Source organism: Sphingomonas floccifaciens (assembly GCF_042681125.1).
GTDB classification, from domain to species: Bacteria; Pseudomonadota; Alphaproteobacteria; order Sphingomonadales; family Sphingomonadaceae; genus Sphingomonas; species Sphingomonas floccifaciens.
Genome location: NZ_JBHUFC010000001.1, coordinates 86,686 through 112,971 on the forward strand (window position 1 = coordinate 86,686; position 26,286 = coordinate 112,971).

A 26,286-nucleotide genomic window follows, 5' to 3' on the forward strand; every position below is an offset into this window, starting at 1 on the left:
CCGGTGTCGATGACCATGTTGACAGATGCACACGACTGACCGACCAGCCGATCGCATGGGGCTGCGCTTTCTCGATCATGGCGGGGAAATGGGACAGCGGATTCGTGACCGTGACTGGTCGCAGACTCCGCTGGGTGACCTCGTCGACTGGCCGCCGACGTTGCGCTCGGTACTGGGCGTCTGTTTGTCGTCGAACCATCCGACCTGCGTCTATTGGGGGCCGGAGATGCGGCTGCTCTACAATGACGCCTGGTCGGTCATCCCGGCCGAGCGGCATCCCGGTTGCCTCGGCGAGCCGGCGGCCGAGGTGTGGCACGACATCTGGGATGTGGTCGGGCCGGAATTCGCATCGGTCTACGCGACCGGCGAAAGCATCTCGAATTTCGATCAGCCGCTGACCTTCCTGCGCGACGGCGTGCCCGTGCAGACGTGGTTCAATTACACGCTGTCGCCGATCCGCGACGAGCATGGCGAGATCGTCGGCGTCTTCAACCAGGGCAATGAGACGACGCGGCTGGTCCTGGCCGAGCGCGAGACGAAGCGCGAACTGGGCCGGCTGCGCGAGCTGTTCCAACAGGGGCCGAGCGCGGTCGCGCTGCTCCACGGGCCTGACTTCACCTTCGACTTCGCGAACGAAGCCTATAGCGCCTTGGTCGGGCACCGCGACATCATCGGCAAGCCGCTGGTCGAGGCTTTGCCCGAGGTCGGCGAAACCGGCTTCGACGAGTTGCTGCGCGAGGTGTGGCGCACCGGACAGCCCTATCGCGCGGAGTCGGCGCCCGTGCCGATCTTCGCCGCCGGCGGCGGACTGGGCGAGGTGCGGCTGCTCGATTTCGTCTATCAGCCGATCCGCAACGTCGACGGGCAGGTCACCGACATCTTCGTCCAGGCCAACGACGTCACCGATCGCGCCCGTGCAGAGGAGGCGCTGCGCAAGAGCGAGGAACGGTTGCAGCTGGCGCTCAGCTCGTCGCTCAGCATCGGCACCTGGGACTGGGACGTCACGACCAATCGCGTGACCGCCGATGAACGCTTCGCCCGGTTGTACGGGGTCGATCCGGCAGTGGCGAAGGCGGGGGGCGAGATCGATCGCTTTTTTGCCGGCATCCACCCGGAGGATCTCCCGCGCGTACAGGCGGCGATCGACGCGACGCTGAAGACCGGCGCACCGTTCATCGAGGAATATCGCCTGGTCCGCACCGGCGCCGCCCCCCGCTGGGTGGTGGCGCAGGGGCGGGCACAGTTTGATGCGGAGGGCCGGGCGGTCCGCTTTCCGGGCGTCAGCTTCGACATCACGACGCGCCGGACCGCCGAAGAGGCGGCGCGCAATGCTGCCCGCGAATTGCGAGCGGCGACCGAAGCGCAGGATTTCCTCTATCGCCTGAACGACCAGATGCGCCGGCTTGGGCTGCCGGAGGACATCATGCGGATCGCGTCTGCGGCGCTGGGCCGACGCATGGGAGCGGATCGCGTCGGCTTCGCACGGATCGACGGCGGCATGTTGCGGTTCGAGAGCAGCTGGACCAGCGATGCCCTGTCGCCGCTGACCGGCGATCTGCCGCTCGATCGGCTGGGGGCGCGTGTCCTTGCGAACTACCGCGGTGGCGAGACGCGGATCGTCAACGACTATGAGCGCGAGGAACGCCAGCTTCATTCCGATGGCCCGACTCAGCACGGCGCGGGTGCCGGGGTCGGCGTGCCGTTGCTGCGGTACGGCCGCTGGGTCGCGGTCTTCTACGTCAACCAGGACCGTCCGCGGCAATGGAGCGCGGACGAGATTTCGCTGATCGAGGCGGTTGCGGAGGCCGCCTGGGACGCGGTTGATCGTGCGCAGGCGGTCACGGCACTTGCCGAAAGCGAAGCGAAGTTCCGCGCCATCGCCAATTCGATCGACCAGATGATCTGGTCGACCCGCGCCGACGGATTCCACGATTATTTCAACGAGCGCTGGTACGATTTTACCGGCGTGCCCCACGGATCGACCGATGGCGAGGGCTGGGCGGGCATCTTCCACGAAGAGGATCAGCCGCGGGCGTGGGAACAGTGGAACTACAGCCTGCAGACAGGCGACCCGTACCGCATCGAATATCGGCTGCGGCACCGGTCGGGGGTCTATCGCTGGGTGCTGGGCAGCGCGTTGCCGGTGCGCGATGCGAACGGGCGGATCACGCGCTGGTTCGGCACCTGCACCGACATCCAGGAGATCGTCGAGGCGCGCGACGTGCTGGCGCGGTCGCGCATCGATCTGGAAAAGGCGGTGGCCGAACGGACCGAGCAGTTGATGGCGGCCGAAGCGCAGCTGCGACAGGCGCAGAAGATGGAGGCGGTCGGCCAGCTGACCGGCGGCATCGCGCATGATTTCAACAATATGCTGGCGGTCGTGATCGGCGCGCTCGATCTGCTGGAGCGCCGCGTCGCGCAGGGCCGGTCGGATGTCGGCCGCTATGTCGAGGCGGCGCGCGATGGCGCGACGCGGGCGGCGGCGCTGACCCAGCGGTTGCTCAGCTTCTCGCGCCAGACCACGATCGACCCCGCGCCCACCGACCTCAATCAGCTGGTCGATGGGATGACCGAGCTGCTCGACCGGACGCTGGGCGAGGGCATCCAGGTCGAGACGCGGCTGGCGAGCGACGCCTGGTTCGCGCGCACCGACCGCGGACAGCTGGAAAATGCGCTGGTCAACCTGGCGGTCAACGCGCGCGATGCGATGCCGCGCGGCGGTCGGGTTACGATCGAAACCGCGAATCGCACGATCGATGCGACATTGGCTGCGGCGGCCGGCACCACGGCTGGCGACTATGTCATGATCGCGGTGTCGGATACCGGCGTCGGCATGGACGAAGCCACGGCGGCGCGCGCCTTCGACCCGTTCTTCACCACCAAGTCCGTCGGCAAGGGCACCGGCCTGGGCCTCAGTCAGGTCTTCGGCTTCGTCCGGCAATCGGGCGGGCACGTCACGCTCGATACCGCGCTTGGCGAGGGGACCCGCATCACCATCCTGCTGCCGCGCGATGCGAGCGGTGTGGCGCCGGCCGTGACCGTGCCGGCCACCGCCGACGCGCCACGCGCACGGCCGGGCGAATCGGTGCTGGTCGTCGAGGACGAGGACCGCGTCCGCAACTTCTCGATAGAGGCGCTGGAGGAACTCGGCTACCGGGTCGCCTCGGCGCCGGACGGGCCAAGCGCCTTGCGGCTGATCGATCAGGGACTGGCGCCCGACCTGCTCTTCACCGACATGGTGATGCCGGAGATGACCGGCCGCGAGCTCGCCGCCGCGGCGCTCGATCGCCGCGCGGATTTGTGCGTGCTGTTCACCAGCGGATACACGCGCGAAGAGGGCGAGGCGGCCGAGGCGGTCGGTCCGCAAGTGCTGCGCAAGCCGTTCGACGTGACGACATTGGCGATGCGCGTGCGCCAAACGCTCGACGCAGGCGCCCCCGTAAGCTAGGGGCACGCCGGTTTTCCAAGATCGGGGATACGGGATTTGGCCAACGTCGCGGTGATCGGCGCCCAATGGGGTGACGAGGGCAAGGGCAAGATCGTCGACTGGCTGGCGGAGCGCGCCGACATGGTCGTGCGGTTCCAGGGCGGTCATAACGCCGGCCACACATTGGTCGTCGGCGAGAAAGTCTACAAGCTGTCGCTGCTCCCCTCAGGCATCGTCCGCGGTACGCCCAGCGTCATCGGCAACGGTGTCGTGCTCGACCCCTGGCATCTGCGCGACGAGATCGCCAAACTGACGGGGCAGGGTGTCGCGATCTCGCCCGACACGCTGATCATCGCCGACACCTGCCCGCTGATCCTGCCGTTCCACCGCGATCTCGACGCGCTGCGCGAGGATGCCAGCGGCGCGGGCAAGATCGGCACGACTCGGCGCGGCATCGGCCCGGCCTATGAGGACAAGGTCGGGCGTCGCGCGATCCGCGTCTGCGACCTGGCACACCTCGACGCACTTGGACCTCAGCTTGACCGCCTGACCGCGCATCATGATGCGCTGCGGGCCGGTTTCGGTCAGCCGCCGATCGACCGCGAGCGATTGCTGAACGAATTGCGCGAGATCGCCGACTTCGTGCTGCCCTATGCCAAGCCCGCGTGGAAGCTGTTGGCGGAGGCCAAGGCCAAGGGGCGGCGGATGCTGTTCGAAGGCGCGCAGGGCGTGCTGCTCGACATCGATCACGGCACCTACCCGTTCGTCACTTCGTCCAACACCGTCGCCGGAACGGCCGCCGCTGGTTCCGGCCTGGGGCCGAGCGCGGTCGGCTTCGTGCTGGGCATCGCCAAGGCCTATACCACCCGCGTCGGATCCGGCCCGTTCCCGACCGAGCTGGAGGACGAAACCGGCGAGCGGCTGGGCGTGCGCGGCCATGAATTCGGCACGGTCACGGGCCGCAAGCGCCGTTGTGGCTGGTTCGACGCGGTGCTGGTGCGCCAGTCGGTGGCGGTGTCGGGCGTGACCGGCATTGCGCTGACCAAGCTCGACGTGCTCGACGGGTTCGAGGAAGTGCGGATCTGCACCGGCTACAAGCTGGGCGACCAGATGCTCGACCATTTCCCCGCACATGCCGCCGATCAGGCGCAGGTGGAGCCGGTGTGGGAAACCATGCCCGGCTGGGCGGAAACGACGGCCGGCGCGCGCAGTTGGGCCGAGCTGCCGGCGCAGGCGATCAAGTACATCCGCCGCGTCGAGGAACTGATCCAATGCCCGGTGGCGCTGGTGTCGACCAGCCCGGAACGCGACGACACGATCCTGGTGCGCGATCCGTTCGCGGATTGAGCCGCGGACCTATCGATCGTCATTCCCGCCCGCGCCGGAATCACGGATTCAGAGTGCAATGCGACTAGTTTTGTTCACCCTCGTTCGCCCTGAGCGAAGTCGAAGGGCGGCCCTCCACAAGGTGCTTCGACTGCGCTCAGCACGAACGGGTTGTTAAAGCCGATCGCCTTTCACGCCGAAACAAAACCGCCGCGCCGATCACCCGATCGACGCGGCGGTCCTGTTTTCACGCCTCAGCGCTTAGCGCGGACGCTTCTTGTCCTTCTTCGGCTTCTCGCCGTCAGTCGGCGTCATCGCCGGATCGTCGGTGGTCGTCGGCGTGCTGTTGGTGGTCGAATCCGTTGGTGCCGTCGTCGTCATCGGATCGGCAGGCGTCGCGGGTATTGCCGGATCGGCCGGAACCGCCGGCGACATCATGGGATCGGCTGGCGTCGCCGGGGTAGCGGGCGTCGCCGGATTGGCCGGCATCGTCTGTGTCGTGCCCGGCATCGGCGTGGTCTGCGGCGTCGTCGTCTGAGCGACGGCAGCGGTGGACAGGCCGGCGGCAATCACGCCGGCAATGAGCATCTTGGTCATGGCATTCTCTCCTCGAATTCCGTGACCTACCAACGCGCGGGATGGGAAAAGGAGAGTCCGCCTACCCCTGTTCAGCCACGCCCTACCCGCATTGTGCGCGGTGGAGCAGCTTCTGGTCGGCCAAAACCAGCGCCATCATCGCCTCGACCACCGGCACGCCACGAATGCCGACGCAAGGGTCGTGGCGGCCTTTCGTCGCGATTTCGGTCGCATCGCCCTCGCGCGTGATCGTTTCGACCGGGGTCAGGATCGAGCTGGTCGGCTTGAACGCGACGCGCAACCGCACCGGCTGGCCGGTTGAGATGCCGCCCGCGATGCCGCCCGCGTGGTTGGCGAGGAATTCCGGCCCCGCGGCGCCGGGGCGCATCGGATCGGCATTCGCCTCCCCCGACAAAGCGGCGGCGGCGAACCCGTCGCCGATCTCCACGCCCTTCACCGCATTGATCGACATGGCGGCGGCGGCGAGTTCAGAATCGAGCTTGGCATAGAGCGGTGCGCCCCAGCCTGCCGGCACGCCTGTAGCCTCGCACGCGACGACCGCACCCAGCGACGAGCCAGACTTGCGCGCGCCGTCGACCAGCGTTTCCCAGCGCGCGGCGGCGTTCGCATCGGCGGCGAAGAACGGGTTCTGATCGATCTGGCCGGCATCGAAGCCGGTCGCGACATCGCCGCCGATCGCCTCGACCCAGCCGGTGATCGTCACTTCGGGGATCACCAGCCGCGCGACCGCGCCCGCCGCGACCCGCGCCGCCGTCTCGCGCGCCGACGACCGTCCACCGCCGCGATGGTCGCGGAAGCCGTATTTCGCGTCATAGGCATAGTCGGCATGGCCGGGCCGATAGGCGAGCGCGACGTTCGAATAGTCCTTCGATCGCTGGTCGACATTGTCGATCATCAGGCTGATCGGCGTGCCGGTGGTCCGCCCCTCGAACACGCCCGACAGGATGCGGACCGCGTCGGGTTCGCGGCGCTGCGTCGTGAAGCGGCTCGTGCCCGGCCGGCGTTTGTCGAGCCACGGCTGGATGTCGCCTTCCGACAGCGTGATGCCCGGCGGGCAGCCGTCGATCACGACGCCCAGCGCCGGGCCGTGGCTCTCGCCCCATGTCGTGAAGCGAAACACGCGGCCGAATGTGTTGTAGCTCACGCCTCTTCCCCCAGGCTTGCAAACGCCTTTGCATGCACCGCGACGCCGCGCACGCCGCACGGCATCTTCCCGTCCTGCAACGGCAGCGCCATCAGATAATCGCCGGCATAGGGGCTGTCGAAACCCTTCGCCCAATCGACCGAAAAACCGTGGCGGCCGTAGAAGTCGGGCTCGCCCAGTACGAAACACAGCACGACGCCCGCCGCCGCCAGATCCCGCAGGCCCGTGCGGATCAACAGGTCGGCGATGCCGCGCCGGCGGTGTGCTGCGGCCGTCGCGATCGGCGCCAGCGCGACGGCGGGGACGGGCTTTCCGTCGACCTCCACCGCCATCCGGCTGAAAGCGATCATGCCGGCCAGCGCACCCGTCTCCTCGTCATCCGCGACGAGTGTCAGCACCATGTCGCCGTCGATGCACAGCCGGCGGACCAGCATCGCCTCGGCCGGTTCGGGAAAAGCGGCGGCGAGTAGCGCCTCGATCGCCGCGACGTCCCCACCGGTCGCGGCGCGGATCGTGTAGCTCACGCCAGCGCGATGTCCGGGGCGTCCTCCGCCTTCATGCCGATGACGTTGTAGCCGGCATCGACGTGGTGGATCTCGCCGGTCACGCCCGACGACAGGTCGCTGAGCATGTAAAGGCCGGCGCCGCCGACATCCTCGATGGTCACCGTCCGGCGCATCGGCGCGTTCAGTTCGTTCCATTTGAGAATATAGTTGAAATCACCGATCCCGCGCGCCGCCAGCGTCTGGATCGGGCCTGCCGAGATCGCGTTCACGCGGATGTTGTCGCGGCCCAGGTCGACCGCGAGATACTTCACGCTCGTCTCCAGCGCGGCCTTGGCGACGCCCATGACGTTGTAGTGGGGGATGACCTTTTCCGCGCCGTAATAGGTCAGCGTCAGGATCGACCCGCCGTTCGGCATCATCTCGCGTGCGCGCTTGGCCACCGCGACCAGCGAATAGGCGGAGATGTTCATGGTCATCAGGAAGTTGTCGAGCGTCGTGTCGTAATAGCGCCCACGAAGCTGCGACTTGTCGGAGAAACCGATCGCGTGGACGACGAAGTCGATCGTCGGCCATTCCGCCTTCAGCGCGTCGAAGGTCGCGTCGAGCGCGTCCATGTCGCTGACGTCGCAGTCGAACAGGCGCGCCACGCCCAGTTGTTCGGCGAGCGGTCGTACGCGCTTTTCCATCGCCGCGCCCTGATAGCTGAAGGCGAGCTCCGCGCCCGCGTCGCTCAACTGCTTGGCGATCCCCCAGGCCAGCGACTTGTCATTGGCCAGGCCCATGATCAGCCCGCGCTTCCCCTGCATCAATCCCGTCACGCCGCCGACCCTTCCACTTCCGTCCTTGTTTCGGGGGCGTCTACCGCAGGTACGGGCGGTTCCGCCAGTGCCGCGTTCAGATGCGCGCCGAAGACGATGCCCAGGCCGATCAGGAAGAAGAAGAGCAGCATGACCACGACCCCGGCAAGACTGCCATAGGTCAGGTCGTAGCCGCCAAGCAGCGACAGAATCTTGGGCAGGAGCGCCGTCATCGACACCCACCACACCGCGGTGAACAAGGCGCCTGGCCATTTCGGGCAGTTGGAATAGCGGTATTTCGACGGCGTGACGGAGTAGAACAGCATGTAGAGCGCGCCGAACATGACGACGCCGGGGATTGCGCGGCTGATCCCGATCCAGCCGGCGACACCTTCGGCAAAGGGCAGCAGCTGATAGATGAACTGCTCCGCCGCGGTCAGCAGGCCCTGCACGAGGAAGCTGACGAGCGCGAGCACGACCGAGCCGACGATCACCGCGACCGACCCCAGCCGGTATTTCCAGAAGGGGTTGGCGAAGACGGTGCCATAGGCGCGGCGGAAGATGTCGCGGATCGTCTCGATGAAGCTGCCGACGGTCCACAGGCCGATGAGTCCGCCCAGCAGCAGCAGATTGCCGGTGCGCGCCGTCAGCACGTCGGAGATGGGCTTGCGGAGCAGGTCGGCGACGTCGGGCGGCAGGACGTTGAGGAAGGAGACGACCGTCTGCCGCGCCTCCTCGCTCTGTCCGAAGATCGAGGCGATGGCGGCGGTCACGATGAAGAACGGGAACACCGTCATCAGCGAGAGATAGGCGAGGTTGCCGGCGTGGATGAAGCCGTCGTTGTAGACGCCGATCAGGACGCGTTTCAGCACCTCCCATGCACGGCTTCCGGGGCCGAGCTTCTTCCATTCGGCCTGCATGCGCGCGCGGGCGCGGTGGCTGTGGTGCGCGCGCGCCTCGGGCGTCTGGGGGGCGATGACGTCGGTCACGTAAGGGCTCAGACGCCCAGGCGCGCCCTCGGGTTCCCGCTGTTCCTGCCCGACCAGCTCTCGACGAAGGCGGTCAGTTCGGCGTCGTCGGCGGGTAGCTCGATCATCAGCGTGACCAGCTGATCGCCGCGCTCGCCGCCCTTCTTGTGGAACCCGCGGCCTTTGAGACGCAGCGTCTTGCCCGACGACGCGCCCTTGGGGACGGTCAGCATGACATTGCCCTCGACGGTCGGCACCGGCACCTTGGCGCCCAGCACCGCTTCGGCGAGGCTGACCGGCAAGTCGAGCCGCACATCGTCGCCGTCGCGGGTGAAGAAACGGTGCTGGCCGACCTCGATCGAGACGATCGCATCGCCATTGCCGCCGGGGCCGGGATCGCCCTTGCCCGACAGGCGCATCTGCGTGCCCGTCTCGACACCGGCGGGCAGCTTCAGGTCGATCGTCTTGCCGTCGCGCAGGGTAATCCGCTGGGTTGCGAGCGATGCTGCGTCCTCGAAGCTGACGACCAGGCGATAGGGCACGTTGGCGCCCTTGGGCTGCGGGCGCCGGCCGAAGCCGCCCTGAAAGCCGCCACCGCCGCCACGCGCGCCGCTGAAGATGCTTTCGAAGATGTCGGAGAAATCGCCCGAGTCGCCGCCGCCGAAATCGGCCGAGAACCCGCCGCCGCCCGGTCGCGCGCCGGCACCCGGGCGCGGGCCGTAGCCGAAGGGCGCGGTCGGGTTACCGTCGCCGTCGATCTCGCCACGGTCGAAGCGGGCGCGCTTGTCCTTGTCGGTCAGCAGGTCATAGGCCTGCGTCACTTGGCTGAACCGCTCCGACGCCTTCGGATTGTCCTTGTTGCGGTCGGGATGCAGCTCCTTGGCGAGCTTGCGATACGCCTTCTTGATCTCGTCTTCGCTGGCGCCGCGGGCGACGCCCAGGGTCTGGTAAGGATCGGCCATCGATATCCCTGTGTCGGTAGTTCGCGTCTATTTAGGGCAGAAGGCGAGAAGAAGAAGGGATTTTGGTGTGCCCTGCGGGCACAAGGCGCAAAGGCGCTAAGGTGTCTCGCCCGCGGTTGTCGATCGGAAGACACCAACAGCGCTCAATGAAGGGCTGCTTCGCAGCCAAGAGTCCAGCCCCCTTCGCGCCTTGTGCCCCGCAGGGGCACCCGAACCAATCTTCTTTCTTCTTCTACCGACCCCGCGCCGCCGTCGCCGCGATGGCGTCCGCGATGTCGTCGATCAGCGGCAGGGGCAGGTCGTGGCCCATGCCCGGCAGGATGACGAGTTCCGCACCCGGAATCGCCGCCGCCGTATCGCGACCGCCTTCGACGGGGACCAGAGGATCGGCGTCGCCGTGGATGATGGTCGTCGGCGCGGTGATACGGCGCAGCCGCTCGCGGCGGTCGCCGTCGGCCAGGATCGCCGACATCTGGCGCATGGCGCCGGCGGGCGCGAAGCTGCGGTCGATGTCGCGCTCCACGCGGGTGCGCAATCGGTCGAGATCGTAGGGATAGGCCGGGCTGCCGATGACCTGCGCTGTCCGCATCCCATGGGCGACGATCGTCTCGCGATCGGCGGACATCGGGCGCCCGGTCAGCACCGCCATCGCCTCGGGCCGGGCGGGGGGTAGCGAGGGGTTGCCGCTGGTCGACATGATCGAGGTCAGCGACCGGACGCGCGTCGGATGATCGGCGGCGACCAGCTGGGCGATCATGCCGCCCATCGACGCGCCGACGATATGCGCGCTGGGGACGCCGAGCGCATCGAGCAGCCCGACCGCGTCGGCGGCCATATCGCTCAGGGTATAGGGCGGCGCGAACCCCCGTCCGCTCATCATCGCCATCATCAGCTGCGCGAGGTCGGGCAGACCGGCGCGATCGAACTTCGTCGACAGGCCGACGTCACGGTTGTCGAACCGGATGACGCGAAAGCCGCGGGCGACCAGCGCGTCGATCAGCTCGTCCGGCCATAAGGTTAGCTGCGCGCCGAGACCCATGATGAGGAGGATCGGCTGGGCGGCGGGGTCGCCGGCGTCCTCATATTCGAGCGTGATGCCGTTGGCGATGATGGCGGTCATGCGGATCTTTCTTGGGGTGATTCCGCCCTCTGTAGGCGTCATCCCCGCGGAGGCGGGGATAAATTCTGGCTGACGGTGCGCATGGAGCCGAAGCGCCAGCCAGAATTGACCCCCGCTTGCGCGGGGGTGACGATCGTTCGTCGGTGAAGTTACTTCGCCCCGAACCCGCCATAGAGCAGGCCGAAGAAATCGCCTTTGTTCCACCGCGGCCGCTCCGCGCCATCGGCGATCTCGCGCGCGATGGCGTAGTTCACGTCGACGAAGCGGACGCCCTGGCTCCAGTCGAGTGCCGGCATCTGCCAGACCTCGTCGCTGGGCTTGTGATAATGGTTCTTGAAGAAGTCATCGACCGCGGCCTTGCCCGGACCCGCCTGGCCCGGCCATAGGAAGACGCTTGGGATTCCCTGCTGGACGAAGCGATAATGGTCGCTGCGGGTGAACAGGCCCTGTTCCGGCATCGGATCCGGCGAGAAGCCCACGCCGATCGAGGCGGCCGCCTTGCGCACGATCGGGCCGAGCGTCGAGCGGTCGGCACCGAAGGCGATCACATCCTCGAACTTGTAGGTGATGATCGGCATGTCGAGGTTGACGTCGGCAACCATCGCCCCCTTTGGCACGGTCGGGTTGTTGGCGAAATATTCCGCGCCGACCAGGCCCTTTTCCTCCGCCGTGACGGCCAGGAACAGGATCGAGCGCTTGGGCGGGGTGCCGCTCGCCTTGAACTTCTTGGCTTCCTCGATCAGCGAGGCGATGCCGACCGCATTGTCCTCGGCGCCGTTGTAGATGGTGTCGCCGTTGACCGCGCGGCCGACGCCGACGTGGTCGAGATGGGCGCTGAGGACGACATATTCGCCCTTCAATTTCGGATCGCCGCCCGGCAGCAGGCCGACGACGTTGGAGCTCGGAAGCGGCGTCCATTCGGTGTTGATGGCTGCGGCGATCCTGCCCGGCAGGACGGTCGCCTTGAAGCGCGTTTCGGCGGAGCCAGCGCCCTTCACGACGTCCGTCCATTTCAGCCTGGAGCCGGCGAACAGCGTCTGCGCGAAGGCCTGGCTGATCATGCCCAGACCGGGCGCGCGGGGTGCGGGGTCGAAGCCGACGCCGCCCTTTTCCCACGTCACGCGCGACCGCTGGTAGCCGGCAGCGGCCATGGTGATCATGCCGGCGGTCGGTTCGATCGTCAGCACGCCGACAGCGCCCTTGGCCATCGCGATCGCGCGCTTGGTCGCGGTGCTGCCGAAGTGGGCACGCAGTTCCGGGTGCAGGCTTTCGGGCGCGCCGCCGAACATCAGCACGATCTTTCCCTTCACATCGACGCCGGCATAGTCGTCGCGCTTGCTGCCGGGCTCGACGATGCCGAAGCCGACGAAGGCGAGCGACGCGTCGACGCTGGTCACCGGCTTCGACGGGTTGGTGCCGGGGACATAGTCCTTGCCGAACGCCATCGGCACCGGGGCGCCCTTCGGCGGCTGATAGGCGAAGCTGCCCTGATCCTTCGCCTTGACGGTGATCAGCGGCACCTTCTGCAGGTAGCTGCCGTCGTCGCCCATCGGGCGCAGGCCGGCCGCGTAGAACTGCGATGCGACATATTGCGCGGCGATGTCATATTCCGGGCTGCCCGCATCGCGGCCCTTCATCGCGTCCGACGCCAGGAACATGACGTGCGCCTTCATCGCCGCTTCGGCCGCCGGCAGCGCAGCGTTGGTGATCGCGTTGCGCTGCGCCGGGTCCGCGGCGGGGGCGGCGGCGGGAGACGCAGGCGCGGCTGCTGGCGTCGAGGCGGTCTGGGCGACGGCGGGGATGGCGAGCACGAGCGACAGCGCCGCGGAGGTCGCGAAACGGAGTTTGGCCAAGGTCTTGGAGTCCCTTACGGAGAATTCGGATGACTGATGCGTAGCAACGCTGTGACGGCATGTGCAATTCGCAGGCTGTCAAATGCGCATAAGGGGCATATGAACCGCATCATGGACGTCCAGAGCACCGCCGCCGCCGCCCCCCGCATCATCCGCCGCAGCGACTATCGCGCGCCGGACTGGCAGGTCGAGACGATCGACCTGACCTTCGACCTCGACCCTGCGCAGACGCATGTGACCGCGGTGATGCGGGTGGTGCGCAGCGGCGATCACGACCGGCCGCTGCGACTCGATGGCGACGGCCTGCGCCCGCTGTCGGTTGCGGTCGACGGAGTGGCGGTCAACGATTGGGTGCTGGACGACGGCGCGCTGGTCGTGCCGTTGTCGGGGGCTGCGCACACGGTCGAGACCGTCGTCGACATCGCGCCGGAGACGAACACGCAGCTGATGGGCCTCTATGCCAGCGGCGGCCTGCTCTGCACCCAGTGCGAGGCGGAGGGGTTTCGCCGCATCACCTTCTTCCCCGATCGGCCCGACGTGCTGGCGACCTATCGCGTGCGGCTGATCGCGGACAAGGTGCGCTTTCCGGTGCTGCTGGCGAACGGCGATCCGGTCGGCCAGGGCGATCTGGAGGGCGGGCGCCACTGGGCGGAATGGCACGACCCGTTCCCCAAGCCGAGCTATCTGTTCGCGCTGGTTGCAGGCGATCTGGTCGCCAATCGCTCGACCTTCGTCACGCGGTCGGGCCGCGAGGTGCAACTGGGCATCTGGGTCCGGGAGGCCGACCTCGCCAAGACCGACCACGCGCTCCAGGCGCTGGAGACGTCGATGCGCTGGGACGAGCGCGTCTATGGTCGCGAATATGATCTCGACGTGTTCAACATCGTCGCGGTCGACGATTTCAACTTCGGCGCGATGGAGAACAAGGGGCTGAACATCTTCAACAGCCGCTACATCCTCGCCGACCCGGATACCGCAACCGATTACGACTATGACGGCATCGCCGCGGTCGTCGCGCACGAATATTTCCACAACTGGTCGGGCAACCGCATCACCTGCCGCGACTGGTTCCAGCTGTCGTTGAAGGAAGGCTTCACCGTCTACCGCGATCAGGGCTTCTCAGCGGATCAGGGGTCGGCCGCGGTCAAGCGGATCGAGGACGTGCGGGGGCTTCGCGCCGCGCAGTTCCCGGAGGATGCGGGGCCGCTCGCGCATCCGGTGCGCCCGGACGAATATATCGAGATTTCGAACTTCTACACCGCGACCATCTACAACAAGGGCGCCGAGCTGATCCGCATGATGGCGACGATCCTCGGGCCGGAGCGGTTCCGCACCGCCACCGACCTGTATTTCGATCGCTTCGACGGGCAGGCGGCGACCTGCGAGGATTTCGTGGCGTGCATGGAGGAGGGCGGCGGGGCCGACCTCGCCCAGTTCCGCCTGTGGTATTCGCAAGCCGGAACACCGCGGGTGACCGCGCGACTGGCACATAGCGGGGGGCGCGCGACGCTGCACCTGTCGCAGCGCGTGCCGCCGACGCCGGGGCAGCCCGACAAGCAACCGATGGTCCTGCCGCTCAGGATCAAGCTGTTCGGCGGTGAGACGGGCGCGGCGCTGACCGAGGAGCAACTGTTCCTGCTCGACAGCGCCGAGGCGGAAATCGCGTTCGAAACGGTGCCCGAGCGTCCGGTGCTGTCGATCAACCGCGGCTTTTCGGCGCCCGTCATCGTCGAGACCGACCGCACGGCGGAAGACCTCGCCTTCCTGAGCGCGCACGACGACGATCCGTTCGCGCGGTACGAGGCGATGCAGCAGCTGATGCTCGACACGCTGGTCGGCGCGGTCGCGACGGGGCGCGGCGATCACCGGGCGGTGGTCGACGCCGTCCGCAACACGCTGACCGACCCCGCGCTCGACCCCGCCTTCATCGCGGAGGCTGTGCTGCTGCCGTCCGAAAGCTTCATGGGCGACCAGATGGCGGTGGTCGATCCCGACGCCATCTATCACGCGCGCGAGGCGCTGCGCAGCGAGCTCGGCCGCACTCTCGAGGAGGAGTGGCGCGCGGCCTATGCGGCAAGCCATGCCGAGCGGTTCGAATATTCTCCTGCGGCCAAGGGGCGTCGCCGGCTGCGGTCCGTCGCGCTGGGCTACATCACCGCAGCCGGTGCGAGCGATGCGGCTGCGCTGGCGTTCGCGCAGTTCGACGCGGCGGACAATATGACCGACCGCCAGGGCGCGTTGGTGACTTTGGTCGGCGGCACGTCGCCGGAGCGGGAGGCCGCACTCGACATCTTCTACAACCGCTACGCCGACAATCCGCTGGTGCTCGACAAATGGTTCCAGGTTCAGGCGCTGTCGTCGCGCGACGATGCCGCCGCCGCGGTAGAGGAACTGGCGCTGCACCGCGACTTCTCGCTGGCCAACCCCAACCGCGCACGGGCACTGGTCGGTGCGTTCGGCGTTAACCAGCGCGCGTTCCATGACGTGTCCGGGCGCGGCTATCGCTTCCTCGCCGACCAGCTGATCGCGCTCGACAAGCTCAACCCGCAGACCGCCGCCAAGCTGCTGCCGCCGCTCGGTCGATGGAAACGCTTCGACGCAGGCCGCGCGGCGCTGATGCGCGGCGAACTGGAGCGGATATTGGCCACGCCGGGGTTGTCGAAGGACATGTTCGAACAGGCGTCGAAGAGCTTGGACTGAGGGGCTCATCCCACCGTCGGCATCTCGGTGAAAGCGACACCGCGGCGTCAGTTCCGTCGGTGCTCCCGCGCAGGCGGGAGCCCAGAGCCAAACAATACAACGGCTTGCCGCGCTCGTGGCCCTAGGCTCCCGCCTGCGCGGGAGCACCGAAAGGGCGTTCGCAGAGATCCCGCCTGTGCGGCGACGGTGACACCCGCTCCCCACACCGCTACCCGGCTAACGTGTTCCGTCTCGCCCGCCCGCTTCCCCTGCTCGCCGCGCTCATTGCGACCCTTGTCACACTCGCGCTGCTGCGGCCGGTCGACCATGACGAGAGCCAATATGTCGCCGCAACGCTGCTGACGGCCGGCGAGTGGTTGCCGTATCGTGACTATGCGTATCTCCAGACCCCGCTCCAGCCCTTCGCCTTTGCGCCGATCGCCTGGGTAAGCGGCTGGCTGGTGTGGCCGGCGCTACGGATCATCAACGCCCTGCTCGGCGCGCTGACGGTCGCGGCGGCGTGGCGGGCGATGCGGGTGGCGGGCGTCGATCCGCGCGTCGCGACGGCGGGTGCGGCGCTGTTCGCGGCGAGCGACATCCTGCTGTTCTCGGCCGGCACCGCGCGCAACGATGCGCTGCCGGCCGCGTTGCTGGCGATGGCGCTGGTGCCGATGCTGCGAGCGGAGCGGGGTGAGGGATCGCGCGGCGGGGCGGTGCTGGCCGGGGTGCTGCTCGGCGCGGCGGCGGCGGCGAAGCTGTCCTATGCGCTGCCGGCGGCGGTGTACGGCGTCTATGCGCTGGTCGTGCGGCGGCATCGGCCGGGGTGGGTCGCGCTTGGCGCTCTGCCGGCGATAATGCTGGTCGGCTGGCTGGCGGCGACCTCGCCGGTAGGGTTCGTGTTCGGCGTGCTGACGTTTCCCGCCGCGGCGCCGGCCGAATATTATGAAGCGGCGGGGCGGGGGTGGAAGCTCACGCTCGGCGCGCGCGTGGTGGATCTGGTGAAGTTCCTGGCTTTGGGGCCGGGGCTTCTGGCGATGGCGATCCTGCTGCTCCCTTTGCTGAAGGGGAGGGGGTGGGTTGCGCTCCGCGGGGCGGATCGCCTGTTGAAGCCTACCCACCCCCAGCCCCTCCCTATCCAGGGAGGGGAGCGTCGCTTGCTCGACCTGCTTATCCTCGCCGGCCTTGTCGCGGCGGTGCTGCCGTCGCCGGTGTGGCGGCAGTATCTGTTGCCGATGCTCGTGCCGCTGTTCGTCCGCCTGGGGATCGCATGGCAGGCGCGTCCGCCGTCCCGAAACTGGCGGATTGCCGCGGTCGTCTTTGCCTGCGCCGGGCTCGCTCCGAGCGTCGAGGCGCTGGCGAAGGGCGGCAATCTCGGCGAAGGCCTCGCCGTCGCCCGCGCGATCGGGCCTCGCGAGGGCGTCGCGACCCTGTCGCCGCAGTTGCTCGGCCGTGCGCCGGATGCGCGCTTTGCGACCGGCCCCTTCTACTTTCGCAGCAGCCACCTGCTCGACGCTTCGCAAGAGCGCGCTTTACGCCTGATTTCGCAGGCTCGGCTCGATGGGCTGGCCGCCAATCCGCCGCGCTTCATCCTCGTCGGCGGCGAGGGGCGCTGGAGCAGCGGGGAGGATGCGCTCGATGGCGTGCTGGAACGCTGGGCGATCACCAACGGCTACCGGCTGGAACAGCGGATCGGTACGCGGTTCCGGCTCTATGCGCGCAGTCGCCTGTCGGTGGTCCCGCCGTCGATCCTGGCGCGGTAATAGTCGACCAGGATCGCGGCATGGTCGCGGTCGGTGCGCACCTTGCTGGCGGCGTGAACGCAGGCGGCGCGCAGGATCGTCGGGTCGCGGCGAAACAGCCGCGCGATGGCGCCGGCACCGCTGCGAGCGTCGCGCGCGCGGTAGGTTTCGGCGAATGGCGGCTCGGCGATGTCGAATGCGCCGCCCACGTCGGGCACGATCAGCGGCAGGCCGCTCGCCACCGCCTCCAGCGCGACCAGCCCGAACGGTTCGGCGTCGGAACCGTGGATCAGCGCGTCGGCACTTGCCATGATCCGGGCGAAGCGCAGCCGGTCGTAGACGGGCCTGAACAGGCGGATGTGCGGGCTGCCCGCCGCGCGCCGGGCGAGCTTCTGGTGATCGACGCCCTGACCGAGCAGGATCAGCCCGACCGGCATCCGCTCGCCCGCGCGCTCGACCGCGTCGATGACGGTCGGCCAGCGCTTCTCCGGGTGATGCCGCCCGACGCCGAGCAGCAGCTTCGCCTCCGGCGGCAGGCTGCATTGGGCGAGCAGCGCGGTGCGTAGCCGTTCGTCGCGCAGGTCCGGCGAGAAATAGCCGCGGTCGATCCCGAGCGGCATCGCGGCATCGACCGTCAGGCCGCGGCGTTCGTGCCGGCGGGCAAGCTCGCCGCCATTGGTTACGAACAGGTCGAACTTGGCCAGGAACCGGTCCATGTAACGCGTATACCAGGCGCACCAGCGCTCGACCGTCTCGGTCTGCGCGACGCCCTCCAGCCAGCGCACCGCATAGGCGCCCATATTGTCGTTGTGCGCGAAGAAGACCTTGAGCGCGCGGCCCTGCCATTCGGCGACGATCCAGGCCGGACGCCACGGCGACGACACCTCGACCACGTCGGGATCGAGCTCGTCGAGCAGCCGCGTGATCGGTTCGGCATCCCAGAACATGCCGTAGCTGCGGTCGAAGGGCAGGCGCGGCGCCTTCACCCAGATGATCCGCCCGCCGCCGGGACGATCCTCGACCCGGTCCTCATATCCCGGTGCGATGACGATCAGTTCATGGCCCATGTCGGCCAGAATGCCCATCTTGCGGTCGAGATAGGTGCGAACGCCGCCGCCGGTCGGCGAATAGAATTCGTTGACGTCGACGATGCGCATCCGCCTCAACCCTCGTAGGGCGCGAAGCCGGACAGGCCGCGCAGATATTGGGCGCGGATCGTCACCTGGGTAACGCCTGCGCCGACAGTGACGATCGCCTGGTCGACTTTCGGGCGATTGCGGCCGAGCTTCGCCGAGCCGACGAAGCCCGCGCCGTCGCGCCAGAAGTTGAACTTGTTCTTGCCGTCGCGATCATGCGTGAAGAGCAACGCATAGCGGCCCGGCACGGGTGCGCGGATGCACAACACGACGGGGCCGCTGGCCGGCGGCTGGCCCCAGGCGCGGCGAAAGACCTTGCCCTGCTTCACTAGATCGATGTCGTCCTTCAGGAAATCGTCGGCATTAGGCGGGAACAGCTCCAGCGTCAGGCGGCCGGTGCGGTCCTTCAGGCCGGTGACGGTGACCTGCAGCGCCGGTCCGCGGACGCCCGCACAGCTGGCGGATTCCTCGACGACCTGCTGCGCGGCGGCCGGGGTGGCGAGAATGAGGGCGGCGATCAGGCCGATGGAGCGGATCATGCACGGTTCCGGACGATAAGGGTGTGAAGGCCGAACACGCCGATCAGGGCGACGTGGATGGCCAGCGTCAGCGCCGCGGTGAAGGCCATCAGGTCCGACAACGCCTCGCCTTGCCCGATCAATAGGATCGCGAAATTGGCGAAAAGAAGGTCCTTGTTCGGCACGAGCGGCAGACGCGAGACGAGCAGGCGCGCGGCCGACAGGAACAACCACATGCCCAGCGGCACCTCGGGCATCGCCAGCGCCCATGCGAGCGCGATCATCAGCGACCCGAAGGCGAGCCGCGCGCAGTGCATGTTGAAGATCCACCACAGGGTCCGCTTCGGCAGCGAGAAGACCCGGCGGGAAAAGATGAGGAAGGGCAGCGAGATGGCGAGCGTGATCGCCGCCGACCCGGCGACCATCTTGAACTGGTCGGGCGTCATCAGCCCGCGCGCGATCGGCAATGAGACGAGCACCATCGCCAGCGTGATCAGGTTGCCTGCGATCGCCGACAGGATGGTCACATCCTTCACCGCGCCGAACGGGGCGGCGACCATCTTCATCCGCGCGCGCGCCCAGACATAGAAATAGGCGTCGCCGGAATAGCCGAACACCACTTCGTTCGCGATCCGCTTCTTGACGAGCGCGACCAGCCCCGCGGCGGGCAGGCCCCACAGCTTGCGGAAGATGAGCCAGTCGAAGGTCGGCGCCGACATGTAGAGCAACGCGAAGGCGATGTAGAACAGCGGGCTCGCCGGCACATGACTCCAGAGGCCAGCCAGCCCGTGATCGAGCAGCTCGCGCCCGAGCCCCGCGACCATCAGGATCGTCAGAACGGCAGCGATAACGACCGGCCAGCGCCGCCGAATCCGCTCGATCGGTTCCAGCGCACCGACTTCGTCGGCGTGGGCACGCGGCGAATCGGCATCGCCGTTCGGCAGGTCGGGGACGGTCGCGGACAGGTGCGGCAGATCGGGTGAATTCAAGACTTGTTACTCGACGAACGCCTGCGACCTGAAAATTCTGACACTTAGGACGCCGATGCCTTCCATAGCGACAGACGGCGTCGTCGCCAAATCGATGCCGCGCGATTGCATGGCCGCAATAAACGGCGTTTTCGTGGCGACGGCCGCCTTCGATTGCACGTCGTCTCCCGCTTTGCGTAGCCATGCAGCCATTTCCACGACGTCGTTCGCGCGATAGGGGACGCGCGATGACGTTGTCACCCACCGCCCGGCATATCCTGACCTATGCCCACAATCTCGATGGCGGCGGGGTGGAGCGGGTGCTGTTGCGCCTGATCGCGACATGGATCGCGCGCGGGCGGCGGGTGACTCTGGTCGTCGGGTGCGATGCCGGGCCGCTCGCAGCGGAAATCGGGCGTGACGTGGAGGTTATCCGGCTGAAGTCGCGGGAGTATCTGGCGCTCGCGACAGCCATGCCTGCAATCGTGCGGGACACGCGACCCGATGTCATCTTCTGTCCGGGCAATCATTATACCGCGGTCGCCGCCTGGACGCGGCTGCGTCTCGGCCGAGCCTGTCCGCCGACGATCGCGAAGCTGTCCAACGCGCTCGACCGGACCGACCTGCGTGCGCCCGTGCGGGCGGCGTACGCGCTGTGGCTGGGCTGCCACGCGCGGTTCGTCGATACTCTAGTCGCGATGAGCCCGGCGATGGCCCGCGAGGCGGCGCTGAGGATGCGATTGCCGGACGCGCGTGTCCGCGTGATCCCCAACCCGGCGCCGGAACCGGAGTCGCAAGGGGCAGGGGCGACTGGCCCGGATCTGCCCGATCGCTATCTGCTCGGCGTCGGCCGACTCGCGCCGCAAAAGCGGTGGGACCGCGCGGTCGACATGCTGGCGCGGATCGACGATCCGACGATCCCGCTCGTGATCCTGGGCGAGGGGGAGGAGCGTGCCGCGCTCGTCGCGCAGGCCGAGGCGCTGGGCGTCGGGGACCGGCTGCTGATGCCGGGCCACGTCACCGATCCATTGCCGGCGATGGCCGATGCGACGGCCGTCGTGCTGACATCGGATTACGAGGGCGTGCCCGGCGTCGTGCGCGAGGCGCTAGCGGTCGGTGCTCCGGTGGTGGCGACCGATTCGACACCGGCGCTGGGCGAACTCCTGGTCGACGATGCGCAGGGCAGTATCGTGGCGCGGGACGATGAGGCGGCGCTGGTCGCGGCGGTCGAGGCCAGGCTGGCGCCGGGCGCGCCGCGACCCGCGCCGGTCGCGGCGACCGGCGATCCGGCGGGCGACTATCTGGCCTTGTTCGATTCGCTCGTGTCGTCGTCGGTCTGATCGTCGGCGTCCTCGCCCGCACGCTCGCTGCGGCGTTCCAGTGCGGCCTTGGTCATCGCAGTGATCGGATCGGCGAGCGCGAGGCCGAGGATGCCGAGCAGCGCGCTCGCCAGGATCTGCGTCCCCAGCGTCAGCGCCGGCGGCATGTCGACGGTCTTCTTGGCCACCAGCGGCAGCAGCACATAGCCGTCGAAGGTCTGGACGACGACATAGGTCGCGATTGCCCACATGCCGGTGTCGGTGCCGGCGGAGAAACCGACCGCGATCATCAACGCGCCGGAGATGAACGCGCCGATGTTCGGGATGAAGGCGAGCAGGCCGGTCAGGACGCCAAGGATCATCGCCATCGGCACGCCGCCCAGCATCAGCGCCGCCCAGGTCAGCACGCCCTCCGCCACCATGCCCAGGATGCGGCCCGCCAGCAGGCGGCGGAGCGTGTAGCTCATCCGGCGCACGGTCAGCGCGAATTCCTCGCGGTGCGCGACCGGGACCATCCACTGCACGCCGCGTTCGTAGGTGCGCGGGTCCATCGCCACGAACAGCCCGATGATCATGATCATGAACATCGTCGTCAGCGCGCCGATCGCCGTGCCGACCCACGACGTCAGCCGGCCGACCGAACTGAGCGCCTGGCGGGCCATGCCGTTGATGTCGGAGGCGCCGGGCATCAGGCCCTGGCTGCTGAGGAACTTGCTGAAGCGCGCCGCCTGACCCTCCAGCGTGGTGCGCAGCTGGGTCACCTGTTCGGTCACCTGCACACCGGTCAGGTAGAAGGTGCCGAGCAGGAAGGCGACCGTCAGCAGGCAGACGATCAGCAGCCGCCACGGCCGTCCGATCGGCAGGACGCGGCCGAGCAGCCGCACGCCCCCGTCGAGCAGCGAGGCGAAGACGAGGCCGGCGAGGATGATGAGCAGAGGCTGGGCGAGCAGCACGATCAGCGCGACCGCAGAGATCATGCCGATCCAGACCGCGGCGCGCTTCACTTCCTCGCGGATCGCCGGGTCCTGCACCTCGCTGGGGCTGGCGCCCTCGACCACGGGGACGCGGCGGCGGCCGTCGCGGATGACCATATCGCCGTCGAACGAATCGCTCATCATTGACCCTTTTGCGGATGGAGCGACAGCCCCGCGCGGCCCGACCGGAACGAACCCGGCCAGGTCAGCGGATTGAGCGTCGCCGTGCCGTCGAGCGAGAAGGTGATGAATTCGGCGCGCCCGCCGATATTCTCCCACGGCACCGCGCCGCCCAGGCCCTTATCGGGTTCGACCGGGAAGCGGCTGTCGGCCGAATTGTCGCGGTTGTCGCCCATCAGAAAGACGTGGTTCGGCTGGACGACGATCGGACCGTAGTTGTCGCCGAACGAATAGCCGCTGTCGATCGTGTCATAGGACCGGCCGTTGGGCAACGTCTCGCGATAGATCGGCAGGCGGCACATCTGGCGACCATCGGCGCCGCGGACGATCGCGTCGGGGCCATAGCTCTGGCACTGGTTGTTCGGATCGACCGGCAGCAAGCGGTCGCCCATCGCACGGCGCGGGACCGCGCGACCGTTCAGATAGACGATGCCGCCGCGCACCTCCAGCCGGTCGCCCGGCAGGCCGATGACGCGCTTGATATAGTCGGTCTTGGTCCCCGGCGGCGTCACGATCACCACGTCGCCGCGTTCCGGCAGCGAGCCCAGCAGCCGTCCGCGGACGAAGGGCATCAGGTGAAAGGTCGGCGTGACGAAGCTGTAGCCATAGGGGAATTTGGTGACGACCAGCCGGTCGCCGACCAGCAGGCCCGGCATCATCGATTCGGACGGGATATAGAAGGGTTTGGCGATCAGGCTGTGGAAGCCGAGCACCGCGATGACCAGCCACAGCAGGCCCTTCAGCTCGGCCCACCAGTCGGTCCGGCGTGGCGCGCTGTCCCCGGCAGCCGGCGGCGTCGCATTGGTGTCGCCCGGAGCCAGGGCCAGATCCTCCGCCATCAGTCTTCCTTGATCGCCTCGATGATGACGAACGCCTGCGCCCAAGGGTGGTCGTCGGTCAGCGTCAGATGTACCCGAGCGACGTGGCCCTGCGGAATCATGGCGTCAAGCCTCGCCTTCGCACCGCCCGTCAGCGCCAGCGTCGGCGCGCCGCCGGGTCCGTTCACCACGCCGATGTCCCGCATGAACACTCCATGCGCGAATCCGGTCCCCACCGCCTTGGAAAAGGCTTCCTTGGCGGCGAAGCGCTTCGCGAGCGTGCCTGCGCGAGTGAAGGGGCGGCGGTCGGCCTTGGCGCGCTCGACATCGGTAAAGCACCGCGCCTCGAACCGCGCGCCGAAGCGGTCGAGCGAGGATTGGATGCGCTCGATATTGCAGAGGTCGGAGCCGAGGCCGATGATCATGCGAAAATTCCTCCCCCAGCTTGCTGGGGGAGGGGGACCGCGCCCGAAGGGCGTGGTGGAGGGGCGGCGCGGCACGCGCCGGACGCCGCCAGCCCCTCCACCACCGCTTCGCGGCGGTCCCCCTCCCCGAGACAAGCTCGGGGAGGAATGAAGAAAGCAGTCACCGCGCCGCGTCCATCAGATCGCGCATGCGCCGCACGACCGGACCCAGCCCGTCGAAGATCGCCTCCCCGATCAGAAAATGCCCGATGTTCAGTTCACGCACCTGCGGAATGGCCGCGATGGGCACGACATTGTCGAAGGTTAGGCCGTGTCCGGCATGGACCTCGATCCCGTTCTTCGCCGCCAGCGCGGCGGCATCGGCCAGGCGGCGGAGCTCTGCCGTCTGTGCGTCACCGGACAGTTCGGCGTAGCGGCCGGTGTGCAGTTCGACCACCGGCGCCTTCAGCCGGATCGCCGCCTCGATCTGGCGCGGATCGGGTTCGATGAACAGCGAGACGCGCACCCGCGCATCGATCAGCGCCGCGACCATCGGTGCCAGATGATTGTGCTGGCCGGCGGCGTCGAGACCGCCCTCGGTCGTCCGTTCCTCGCGACGTTCGGGGACGATGCAGGCGGCGTGCGGCTGGTGGCGCAGCGCAATCGCCAGCATCTCCTCGGTCGCCGCCATCTCCAGGTTCAGCGGAACCGGCAACTCATCCGACAGCCGCGCGATATCGTCGTCGGTGATGTGCCGGCGATCTTCGCGCAAATGCGCCGTGATGCCGTCCGCCCCCGCCTCGGCCGCGAGGAACGCCGCGCGGACCGGGTCTGGATAACCGCTGCCGCGCGCGTTGCGGACGGTCGCGACATGGTCGATGTTGACCCCGAGCCGGAGGTTGGGAGCGCTCATGCTATCGCCCGGCTCCCCGGCTTCACGGCTGGAATCGCCGCCAGTTCGGGGGGCAGGGCGTCGGCGGCGTAGCTCGGCACGTCGAGGCGGATCAGCGGATAGAAGGGTACGTCGAATTCGGCCTTGCCGTTCGAACGGTCGACCAACGCGGCGGCGGCGACGACGGTGCCGCCGGCCGCGGCGATGGCCTTCATCGCCTCGCGGCTCGACAGACCGGTGGTGACGACGTCCTCCATCATCAGCACGCGGGTGCCGGGCTCCAGCCGGAAGCCGCGGCGCAGCTCGAAGGTGCCGGTCGGCCGCTCAAGGAACATCGCCGGCACGCCCAGCGACCGGCCCATCTCGTGCCCCGCGATCACGCCGCCCATCGCGGGGGATACGACCGCGTCGATCTTCAACTCCGCCGGCAGCGTCGCGGCGAGCGCGTCGGTCAGCCGCGCAGCGCGCCTGGGGTCCATCAGTACGCGCGCACACTGGAGGTAGCGCGGCGAGCGCAGCCCCGACGACAGGATGAAATGGCCCTCCAGCAACGCTTCGGCTGCACGGAATTCGTCGAGCACCTGATCTTCGGTCATGGCGCTCGCATAGGGAGCAGGAGCGCGCCTCGCAACGGCGCCAAGGTCGCTCGACGCAAAAAGCGTGACGCTGGGCGCTTGAGGCATTGGCATCCCCCGCGTATAGGCCGTCGGGATTGGGTCTTTTCCTTAAGGCCCTTAGGCGGCGCGTGCACGTCTGCCGCACACGAACAGGGACTTGGGCTAAACACAGATGCGCATGACTGGTCTGAAGACGATCATCGCCGCCGCCGGGCTTGCGCTCGCCGGTACAGGAGCCATCGCCGCTCCGGCGACCACGGCTGCACCCGCTGCGGCGACGCCGGCGACGGCCGCTACGGCTCCGGCTCCGGCGGCGGCTACCCCGGCCGACCCGCTGCTCGCCGCCGACGGCACCCCGCTGATCAAGCCGGTGCAGCATGTCGGCCAGCCGACCGACGGCTGGATGGGCATCCAGACCCAGGTTACGAAGAACGGCGAGACCGCGCGCCACTTCCACGACGTGTGGCTGGTGCCGCTGATCACCGTCATCTCGCTGTTGGTCCTCGGCCTGCTGATCTACGCGATGATCCGCTTCCGCGCCGCGCGGAACCCGACGCCGTCGAAGACCAGCCACAACACCGCGATCGAGGTGATCTGGACGCTGGTTCCGGTGCTGATCCTGGTGGCGATCGCGGTCCCGTCGATCCGCCTGCTCGCCGCGCAGTTCAAGCCGGCGCCGGCCGGTGCCGTCACGCTGAAGGCGACCGGCAACCAGTGGTACTGGACCTATGAATATCCCGACCATGGCGGCGTGGCCGTCACGGCGAACATGCTGAAGGAAAAGGGTGAGGTTCCGGCCGGCACCCGCTTCCGCACCGACGCCGACGGCCCGCGCCTGCTGGCGGTCGACAACCGTATCGTCCTGCCGGTCGGCGTGCCGATCCGCCTGCTGACGACCGCGGCCGACGTGATCCATAGCTGGGCGGTGCCTGCCTTCTGGATCAAGCTCGATGCGATTCCGGGCCGCATCAACGAAACCAGCTTCACCATCGAGAAGCCGGGCCTCTACTTCGGCCAGTGCTCCGAACTGTGCGGCGCGCGTCACGCCTATATGCCGATCGCGGTCGAGGCGGTGTCGAAGGAGCAGTTTGCGGCATGGATCGCGGCCAAGGGCGGCAAGATGCCCGGCGCTGCGGCTCCGACGACGACGGCTGCGACCGCCAACACCGGCGCTGCCGCGGCGACCGCTCCAGCCGTTCCGGGCGGCACCGCTCCGGCGGCGGAGGGGCCGACCGTGCCGGCCAACGGCTCCGACGCGCTCGTCAACGTCACCGAGACTCCCGCTACTTCGAACCAGGCCGCACCCGCCACCAAGGCGGCGTTCGGCGCCCGTGGAAACTAA

The 26,286-nt window shown here is 68.2% G+C and carries 23 protein-coding genes; 6 read left to right on the plus strand and 17 right to left on the minus strand.

The window, feature by feature from the left end; translation table 11 throughout:
• The first annotated feature begins 25 nt into the window (after positions 1 to 25).
• Entirely contained in the window at positions 26 to 3,448 is a 3,423-nt protein-coding gene (locus ACFSC3_RS00430; RefSeq protein ID WP_380937629.1) for a PAS domain-containing protein, read from the plus strand.
• 36 nt (positions 3,449 to 3,484) lie between these two features.
• Positions 3,485 to 4,774 (plus strand): adenylosuccinate synthase, encoded by a 1,290-nt coding sequence (locus tag ACFSC3_RS00435; RefSeq protein ID WP_380937631.1) that lies wholly within the window; start codon positions 3,485 to 3,487, stop codon positions 4,772 to 4,774.
• 240 nt (positions 4,775 to 5,014) lie between these two features.
• Here the strand turns inward: ACFSC3_RS00435 and ACFSC3_RS00440 are convergent, their stop codons facing one another.
• The 8 genes from ACFSC3_RS00440 to ACFSC3_RS00475 form a co-directional block, all read right to left on the minus strand.
• On the minus strand, positions 5,015 to 5,350 hold the full coding sequence (locus tag ACFSC3_RS00440) for a hypothetical protein (protein WP_380937633.1): 336 nt from the start codon (positions 5,348 to 5,350) through the stop codon (positions 5,015 to 5,017).
• A gap of 82 nt (positions 5,351 to 5,432) precedes the next feature.
• A complete protein-coding gene (aroC, locus tag ACFSC3_RS00445; RefSeq protein WP_380937635.1) occupies positions 5,433 to 6,494 on the minus strand; it encodes a chorismate synthase in 1,062 nt (353 codons plus the stop codon).
• The gene (locus ACFSC3_RS00450; protein WP_380937637.1) at positions 6,491 to 7,018 is read right to left on the minus strand and encodes a GNAT family N-acetyltransferase; all 528 of its coding nucleotides are present in this window, start codon (positions 7,016 to 7,018) and stop codon (positions 6,491 to 6,493) included. Before ACFSC3_RS00450 ends, aroC begins: the two co-directional genes overlap by 4 nt.
• Positions 7,015 to 7,806 (minus strand): enoyl-ACP reductase FabI, encoded by a 792-nt coding sequence (fabI, locus tag ACFSC3_RS00455; RefSeq protein ID WP_380938522.1) that lies wholly within the window; start codon positions 7,804 to 7,806, stop codon positions 7,015 to 7,017. The genes ACFSC3_RS00450 and fabI overlap by 4 nt, the downstream gene beginning before the upstream one ends.
• Positions 7,807 to 7,814: 8 nt before the next feature.
• Positions 7,815 to 8,786, minus strand: coding sequence for a YihY/virulence factor BrkB family protein (locus tag ACFSC3_RS00460; RefSeq protein WP_380937639.1), 972 nt, complete (start codon positions 8,784 to 8,786; stop codon positions 7,815 to 7,817).
• An 8-nt stretch (positions 8,787 to 8,794) separates the two neighbouring features.
• On the minus strand, positions 8,795 to 9,727 hold the full coding sequence (locus ACFSC3_RS00465; RefSeq protein ID WP_380937641.1) for a DnaJ C-terminal domain-containing protein: 933 nt from the start codon (positions 9,725 to 9,727) through the stop codon (positions 8,795 to 8,797).
• A gap of 232 nt (positions 9,728 to 9,959) precedes the next feature.
• Positions 9,960 to 10,847, minus strand: a complete 888-nt coding sequence (locus tag ACFSC3_RS00470) for an alpha/beta fold hydrolase (protein ID WP_380937643.1) — start codon at positions 10,845 to 10,847, stop codon at positions 9,960 to 9,962.
• 149 nt (positions 10,848 to 10,996) lie between these two features.
• Complete coding sequence (locus ACFSC3_RS00475) at positions 10,997 to 12,700, minus strand: M28 family metallopeptidase (RefSeq protein WP_380937645.1); 1,704 nt, start codon at positions 12,698 to 12,700, stop codon at positions 10,997 to 10,999.
• Between the two features lie 108 nt (positions 12,701 to 12,808).
• Here ACFSC3_RS00475 and pepN point away from each other — a divergent pair, with 108 nt between their 5' ends.
• Together pepN and ACFSC3_RS00485 are read left to right on the plus strand one after the other, a co-directional pair.
• The gene (gene pepN / locus ACFSC3_RS00480) at positions 12,809 to 15,400 is read left to right on the plus strand and encodes an aminopeptidase N (protein WP_380938524.1); all 2,592 of its coding nucleotides are present in this window, start codon (positions 12,809 to 12,811) and stop codon (positions 15,398 to 15,400) included.
• Between the two features lie 221 nt (positions 15,401 to 15,621).
• Positions 15,622 to 17,139 (plus strand): DUF2029 domain-containing protein, encoded by a 1,518-nt coding sequence (locus tag ACFSC3_RS00485; RefSeq protein ID WP_380937647.1) that lies wholly within the window; start codon positions 15,622 to 15,624, stop codon positions 17,137 to 17,139.
• Here the strand turns inward: ACFSC3_RS00485 and ACFSC3_RS00490 are convergent.
• From ACFSC3_RS00490 to ACFSC3_RS00505, 4 genes are read right to left on the minus strand one after another with little or no spacing between them, the layout of a single operon-like run.
• On the minus strand, positions 17,088 to 18,275 hold the full coding sequence (locus ACFSC3_RS00490) for a glycosyltransferase (protein ID WP_380937649.1): 1,188 nt from the start codon (positions 18,273 to 18,275) through the stop codon (positions 17,088 to 17,090). The two genes, ACFSC3_RS00485 and ACFSC3_RS00490, sit on opposite strands and share 52 nt — an antisense overlap.
• Before the next feature lie 5 nt (positions 18,276 to 18,280).
• On the minus strand, positions 18,281 to 18,793 hold the full coding sequence (locus ACFSC3_RS00495) for a DUF2141 domain-containing protein (RefSeq protein ID WP_380937651.1): 513 nt from the start codon (positions 18,791 to 18,793) through the stop codon (positions 18,281 to 18,283).
• Positions 18,790 to 19,761, minus strand: a complete 972-nt coding sequence (locus tag ACFSC3_RS00500) for a hypothetical protein (protein WP_380937653.1) — start codon at positions 19,759 to 19,761, stop codon at positions 18,790 to 18,792. Before ACFSC3_RS00500 ends, ACFSC3_RS00495 begins: the two co-directional genes overlap by 4 nt.
• A gap of 6 nt (positions 19,762 to 19,767) precedes the next feature.
• Positions 19,768 to 19,953 (minus strand): hypothetical protein, encoded by a 186-nt coding sequence (locus ACFSC3_RS00505; RefSeq protein ID WP_380937655.1) that lies wholly within the window; start codon positions 19,951 to 19,953, stop codon positions 19,768 to 19,770.
• Positions 19,954 to 19,988: 35 nt separating this feature from the next.
• Between ACFSC3_RS00505 and ACFSC3_RS00510 the strand changes: the two genes are divergently transcribed.
• Positions 19,989 to 21,080 (plus strand): glycosyltransferase, encoded by a 1,092-nt coding sequence (locus ACFSC3_RS00510; RefSeq protein WP_380937657.1) that lies wholly within the window; start codon positions 19,989 to 19,991, stop codon positions 21,078 to 21,080.
• Here ACFSC3_RS00510 and ACFSC3_RS00515 read toward each other — a convergent pair.
• The 5 genes from ACFSC3_RS00515 to pyrE all read right to left on the minus strand — a co-directional run bounded on the left by ACFSC3_RS00515 (position 21,038) and on the right by pyrE (position 24,923).
• Positions 21,038 to 22,174: an AI-2E family transporter gene (locus tag ACFSC3_RS00515; protein ID WP_380937659.1), complete on the minus strand. Its 1,137-nt coding sequence runs from the start codon at positions 22,172 to 22,174 to the stop codon at positions 21,038 to 21,040. The genes ACFSC3_RS00510 and ACFSC3_RS00515 overlap by 43 nt on opposite strands.
• Positions 22,174 to 23,052: a signal peptidase I gene (lepB, locus tag ACFSC3_RS00520; RefSeq protein ID WP_380937661.1), complete on the minus strand. Its 879-nt coding sequence runs from the start codon at positions 23,050 to 23,052 to the stop codon at positions 22,174 to 22,176. The genes ACFSC3_RS00515 and lepB overlap by 1 nt, the downstream gene beginning before the upstream one ends.
• Positions 23,052 to 23,456: a holo-ACP synthase gene (gene acpS, locus ACFSC3_RS00525; protein WP_380937663.1), complete on the minus strand. Its 405-nt coding sequence runs from the start codon at positions 23,454 to 23,456 to the stop codon at positions 23,052 to 23,054. Before acpS ends, lepB begins: the two co-directional genes overlap by 1 nt.
• 160 nt (positions 23,457 to 23,616) lie before the next feature.
• Complete coding sequence (locus ACFSC3_RS00530; protein ID WP_380937665.1) at positions 23,617 to 24,348, minus strand: pyridoxine 5'-phosphate synthase; 732 nt, start codon at positions 24,346 to 24,348, stop codon at positions 23,617 to 23,619.
• The gene (pyrE, locus tag ACFSC3_RS00535) at positions 24,345 to 24,923 is read right to left on the minus strand and encodes an orotate phosphoribosyltransferase (RefSeq protein ID WP_380937667.1); all 579 of its coding nucleotides are present in this window, start codon (positions 24,921 to 24,923) and stop codon (positions 24,345 to 24,347) included. The genes ACFSC3_RS00530 and pyrE overlap by 4 nt, the downstream gene beginning before the upstream one ends.
• 199 nt (positions 24,924 to 25,122) lie before the next feature.
• Here pyrE and coxB point away from each other — a divergent pair, with 199 nt between their 5' ends.
• Positions 25,123 to 26,286, plus strand: a complete 1,164-nt coding sequence (gene coxB / locus ACFSC3_RS00540; protein WP_380937668.1) for a cytochrome c oxidase subunit II — start codon at positions 25,123 to 25,125, stop codon at positions 26,284 to 26,286.